This window comes from bacterium, from assembly GCA_024224155.1.
Lineage (GTDB): Bacteria > Acidobacteriota > Thermoanaerobaculia > Multivoradales > JAHEKO01 > CALZIK01.
Window position 1 is genome coordinate 1 of the sequence record JAAENP010000094.1, and the last position, 5,260, is coordinate 5,260.

Consider the following 5,260-nt stretch of genomic DNA (forward strand, 5'->3'; position numbering starts at 1 on the left):
GGCACGAACAGCGATGTCCCCAGATATCGTTTCTCGCAATAGTGGATGCCGAACCACAGATGGCAGTGTTACACCACTGTCTTCAGACTCTAGTTCCGCGATAGCCATAAGTATCTTAGCGTTCAGCCGCTGAATTGGTTCCACTTGCTCAAGCTCTGCGATCGACCCTTCATTCCAAAAGTGCTGGTAGCTCGAAATCTCGTCGTGCGCGAGGAGGGCCTCAACATTACGCTCCACGTCTATACGACGTGTCCTTGCGGCAAGCGTGCGTAGAGCCAATTTACTCAACGATTGCGACCATGGGGGCGGCGGCGCTGATCGCCGAGGCGTGACATCGTCCTCACCGTCGGCGGGCGCGAGGCCATTGGCGTGACGCCATCGACGGCCGGCCCTTCCCTGGCCGGAGGTCCGTGCCGTCTGTGCGGAGTGACGCTGGGACGTAGCGCCGCGCTCGGTCGGCGGTGGAGGCCGTCGGCCCTGAGCTCATTGGCAACGGCATGGCCTAGACCGACTGGCTGCCACGGATGGCACGGCGCCGAGTGGCCGCCTCGGATGGGCTCAGGCCAGGCCGCCAATTCGGCCGACGTCAGGCTGAGCCGCCGCCTCGGCTGCTTCAGCTGCGCCTCGGACCGCAGCTCTTCCGGCTCCGACTGGCCGCCTCGGATGGCGCGGCTCAGGCCGCCAGTTCGACGTCGGGCTGAGCGGCCACCGCCTCGGCTGCTGCAACAACCGCCTGGTAGTTCCAGGGCATCCACTCCTGGGGGCTGCGCCGCAGCTCTTCAGGGTGCTTCAGAAGCTCGGTGAGATAGTCGAACGGATCGACTCCTTCAAGCTCCGCGGTGTAGATCAGGCTCATGAAGATATCGGCGACGCGAGCGCCGTTCTTGGTCTTGTAGAACAGCGCGTTCTTGCGATGGAGGATAGCTTTCTTCAGCGCTCGCTCGCAGATGTTGTTGTCCAGCGGTGCGCCAGGCTTGCGTAGAAACAGCGTGAGTTTGTCCCACCGCTTGAGCATGTAGGAGAAGGCGCCCCCCAAGGAGGAGTTCGGTTCTACGTGCTTTTCCTCCAGCTGCTCGTTCATCCAGCTCTTCAGAGCCGCCATGATTTCGGCGGAGTGATCTTGATGGAAGCGTAGCCGCCTCTCGGGCGACATCTCCTCTTTACGGGCAATGGCATCGTGCCGGTAGACCTCACGCAAGGACTCGAGCACGTAGAGGCATTCTCGAGGGAAGCTCTCGGCCACCTCCACGAACTTCCTGCGTCCGTGAGCCATGCAATTGGCCAAGATCGTCGCCAGATCCTTCGGCACATTGCGCGACGACCCGTCGCACATCTGCATCGGTATCTCGAGCTCCGCCGCCCTGCGCCGCAGCACATCTTCGAGGTTTTCCCCGGCGTGTTGGCGCCCGGTGAAGAACACCACGATCTTGTGGTCGTCGCAGGTCGCGACGATGGCGGAGGTGAAGATCCCGGTACGCTCTTTCGAGCCCTCCTGTTCGATCCGTTGATTCTCTTCGAGCAGCTGAAGGATCTTCACCGAGGTATCGTCGTTGTAGAAGATATCCCACTGCGCTGCCTGCCGGATGAGCTCTTCGTAGGCCATCGCGAGGATGATGGCGGCCTTTCTGACGATGTCCCACTGAGTCGAGGTTGGAAGTGGGATCTTGAAGCTCTTCACCAGCCTCTCGAGTCGGTTGAAGGGTACCCCGACGCCGTATTTCAAGAGCCCGATCATGCTCGCCGACGTCTCGTCGTACTTCTTCTCCCCGACCTCCTCCGGAGCCTTGGCCCAGAACACCTTGCCGCAGAGATTGCAGCGTGCTCCCTCGAGCTCGTAAACTGTCGCCTGAATCGGTGCCTGGCCCTTGATGCGCACCAGCTTGCGTGGAGGGATCAGGGGGTAAACCTTGGCGCTGGTGGTCTCGCACTCCGGGCACGGGTCACCAGGCTTGAGCGATTCGTGAGGCACCGGGATCTTCTCTGCGCCCTCATAGGCGTCAGCGCCGTTACGACCGTGTCCCTTCTTCTTCTTCTCCGGCTTCTCACCGCTGGTCTCTTCGTCGTCACCTTTTGCACCCTCCACCCCTTTGCGCACCTCGCTCGTCTTCTCGGTCTTCTTCGTGTTAATGGACAGGATCTTGCGAAGGCGCTTGAGGGACGCGTTCGTCTTTCCCAGCTCGGCCTCCATCCAAACCAGGGTCTCGACGCTCGCTTTCAGTTTCTCGTAGTCCCCCACCGTAAGCGTACACGTCTGGGTACGCTCGACGATCGCCATCAGCTCGGCGGCATCCAACACAATTCGCTCGGGCTTGCGTCGGCTCATGGCGCCGCCCCGAGCAGCTGGCGAAAGTCTTTCCGCATCGGGTAACCCAACACTTCCTTCTTCGGCTGGGTGGCTTTCTTCGTCCGCGAGTTATGGCCGATGCCGGTGGTCTGACCCAAGGCAATCCAGTTGGCCGCCAGGTAGCAGGTGCCACGGAAACGCCGCGGATCGACGAAGGTCTCGAGGTAGTAGATCAGGTGGCTGTATAGGCGTTCCCAGTCCGCCGGAAGCATCCGCGTCATGCGACCTAGAAGGTGCGACGCCAGATGGGGCACTTCGACCCAGGGAAGGATCAGGAAGCGGGTGTTGTAGGCCACATAGCGAATGTTGCGACGACGGGCCTCAGCCGACCAGCCGATGAAACGGTCGCGCGGACCCAGATGGCGCGGCGCCGAGCCCCACGCCATGCACGCCACCGGCCGATTCGACGTCACGATCAGGTACTTCAGGTGCTCGCCGACCGGCCGGGTGTAGCCGAGGTAGTGATACTCCTCGATCAGGCCATCATAGAACGCCTCTTCTCGCGTGCGCCGGACCTGGAGGATCTCCAGCGGCTGGATCTCCTTCAGGGAAGTGCACAGAGGCGTCTGGTCAACCAAGACTCTCTGAGGCTTGCGCCGAGCGACCACGTTGTTGTGGGGAGTAAAACGCACGGGGGGCAGCTCGATGAGCCCGGCGCGATGCAACTTCAGCATCAGGCCGCGGCAGACCATGTCCCGCAGCTCGCCATTGGCTTGTCTCCAGTCCCAAGCCTCGCACAGCAGCTTCGACAGCCGTCGGCGGCTGGCGCCAGGGTTTTGGGCGATCAGCTTCGCGATGAACGCGAGGTCCTCATCCGTGATCTCGCGACCTCGGTACTTGAGCTTCACCTCCATGGTGAAGACACCCTACAGGACGAAAATGTGGAACGCAAGGTCCTGGGGAGTAGAATTTTCGCCTTCAAGTGCCTGAACTTAGGCGGCGCCACGGCGGCGCAGCCCTTGCCGCTGAGAAATCGCCAGCCGAGAGCAGCACCTGCAGCTCGTGGGCTTCCAGAGACCGTAGCTTCTTCCCGGCCGGCCAGAAGCGGAATCGCCCCGCCGACAGGCGCTTGTAGCAGAGCCAGAAACCCTGACCGTCATAGACCAGGATCTTCACCGCCGTGGCCTTGCGGTTGCGGAACACGAACAGGCAGCCGGAGAAAGGGTCGTGGTCGAGCTCCTCACGAGCCAGTTTGGCCAGGCCGTCAATGCCCTTGCGGAAGTCCGCAGGCTCCACCGCGACCAGCACCCGCATCTGCGGCGCCACCTGAATCATCGCGTCACCCTCCATAAAGTCTGGACCAGCGGCTCGCAATGCGCCGCGGCCGAACCTCGCAACTCGACCCGTAGCCTTAACCCCGCTGCGTCCGCCATCTCCAGCACGCAGTCCGGCGCCGACGCAAACAGCGGAATCTCCAGGAATTCTCGACCGGCAGCTGGCTCCGACTCCGAGACCTCGAGGGTGGACTCCAAGCGCGTCTTCAGCCCGTAGTAGTCCAGGCCCAGGGCCTGGGCCGTCTTGGAAACGCCGCAATCTCCAGCGGCCTTGACCGCCGCTTGCCACAACGCCTCAGGGATACGGGTGCCTCGCTTCCGACTCTGGCGCCAGCGCTCGAACCGGCTACGAACGTCACTCAAGATGTCCCGGGAAGGGCGGTGGGATCCTTGCTTCATCGGCTGTCCTCCGTCGGTCGGTCGTTAGACCACCAACGGTACCGACGGCCTCAGCGCCGGTCACGCACGCTTACCGGAAGGACACCTTTGTTGCTCCGGGCTTCGCCCGGGATGATCAGACGGAATTCCCCTTGCTGAAGGGACCGTATCTCGGTCAGGAGCCACCCGGGCTTGAGCCCGTCCTCTTCGCTCCAGGAGTCGTTTCGACCGACACGGCGGAGTGGAGTACGGCGTTCACGCCCGACGGCCTGGAGGTGTTCTTCGGCCTCTTTGCAGAGGGCAGCACCTACATTCTCCATATGAAGTCTGTCCACGGACGCTGGACCGAGCCTGCCGTTGCCTCGTTCAGCGGCAAGTACCCCGACTACGACCTCACGATGAGCCCGAACGGCCATCGCGTGTATTTTACCTCCCTGCGGCCGGCAAGTGGCGCCGGGCCGCAGATCGAGAATCCGGACATCTGGTATGTCGATCGCACGGAGCAGGGATGGGGCGATCCGGTCCGCCTACCCGAACCCATCAACACCGGCGGCTGGGACCTCTACCCATCGGAATCGAAGGACGGTTTCCTGTACTTCTTCAGCTCCCGGCCTGGCGGCTTTGGTGGTTTTGACGTCTACCGCGCTGCAATGGACGGTGACGAGTTTGGGCCACCGACCAATCTGGGGACGGCGGTCAACACGGAGGTTGGCGAGACCGATTCATGCATCTCCCCCGACGGGGACTACATCGTCTTCGTCTCCAAACGAGACGAGGGATTCGGAGGCGCCGACTTATACGTGAGCTTCGAGCTTCCAGACCACACCTGGACCAAAGCCCGCAACCTCGGCGCTGCGGTGAACACCGAGCACCGCGAGCTCTGCCCGAGCGTGTCGCCGGACGGACAGTACCTCTTCTTCACGAGCCGGCGCCCAAAGAACACCAAGATCCCGCGCTACAGGAACACGGTCCGCGAGACGCTCGGCCTCGCTCCCGACCCCGAGCGGGCCGACATTGACATCTACTGGTTGGATGCCCGTTACCTGGACAAGCTCCGATGATGATTGCTCGTAGCGATCGCAGAACGTTGACCGCTCGCCGGCCGCCGCTCGCCGAGCCTGATCGGCGTCCTGGCTCGTCGCCGTTCGCCCCCGCACTGATCCTCACGATCGTGCCCCTCCATCCCGCGCTCGTCTCCCACCCCGCCGCGGCGCCGGCGCTGCACACCACCCCGGCCTACGTCCCCATCCCCGCCGCCACTCCC

General features: G+C 62.8%; 5 protein-coding genes. 1 reads left to right on the forward strand and 4 read right to left on the reverse strand.

Features of this window, described 5'->3' with window-relative positions; all coding sequences use genetic code 11:
• Window positions 1–673: 673 nt before the first annotated feature.
• The 4 genes from GY769_05035 to GY769_05050 form a co-directional block, all read right to left on the reverse strand.
• A complete protein-coding gene (locus GY769_05035) occupies window positions 674–2,323 on the reverse strand; it encodes an IS66 family transposase (GenBank protein ID MCP4201282.1) in 1,650 nt (549 codons plus the stop codon).
• A complete protein-coding gene (locus GY769_05040) occupies window positions 2,320–3,198 on the reverse strand; it encodes a DUF4338 domain-containing protein (GenBank protein MCP4201283.1) in 879 nt (292 codons plus the stop codon). The genes GY769_05035 and GY769_05040 overlap by 4 nt, the downstream gene beginning before the upstream one ends.
• Before the next feature lie 64 nt (window positions 3,199–3,262).
• Window positions 3,263–3,619, reverse strand: a complete 357-nt coding sequence (gene tnpB / locus GY769_05045) for an IS66 family insertion sequence element accessory protein TnpB (GenBank protein ID MCP4201284.1) — start codon at window positions 3,617–3,619, stop codon at window positions 3,263–3,265.
• On the reverse strand, window positions 3,616–4,017 hold the full coding sequence (locus GY769_05050) for a hypothetical protein (GenBank protein MCP4201285.1): 402 nt from the start codon (window positions 4,015–4,017) through the stop codon (window positions 3,616–3,618). Before GY769_05050 ends, tnpB begins: the two co-directional genes overlap by 4 nt.
• Before the next feature lie 131 nt (window positions 4,018–4,148).
• Here GY769_05050 and GY769_05055 point away from each other — a divergent pair, with 131 nt between their 5' ends.
• Window positions 4,149–5,057, forward strand: coding sequence for a hypothetical protein (locus GY769_05055; GenBank protein ID MCP4201286.1), 909 nt, complete (start codon window positions 4,149–4,151; stop codon window positions 5,055–5,057).
• Window positions 5,058–5,260 lie beyond the last annotated feature (203 nt).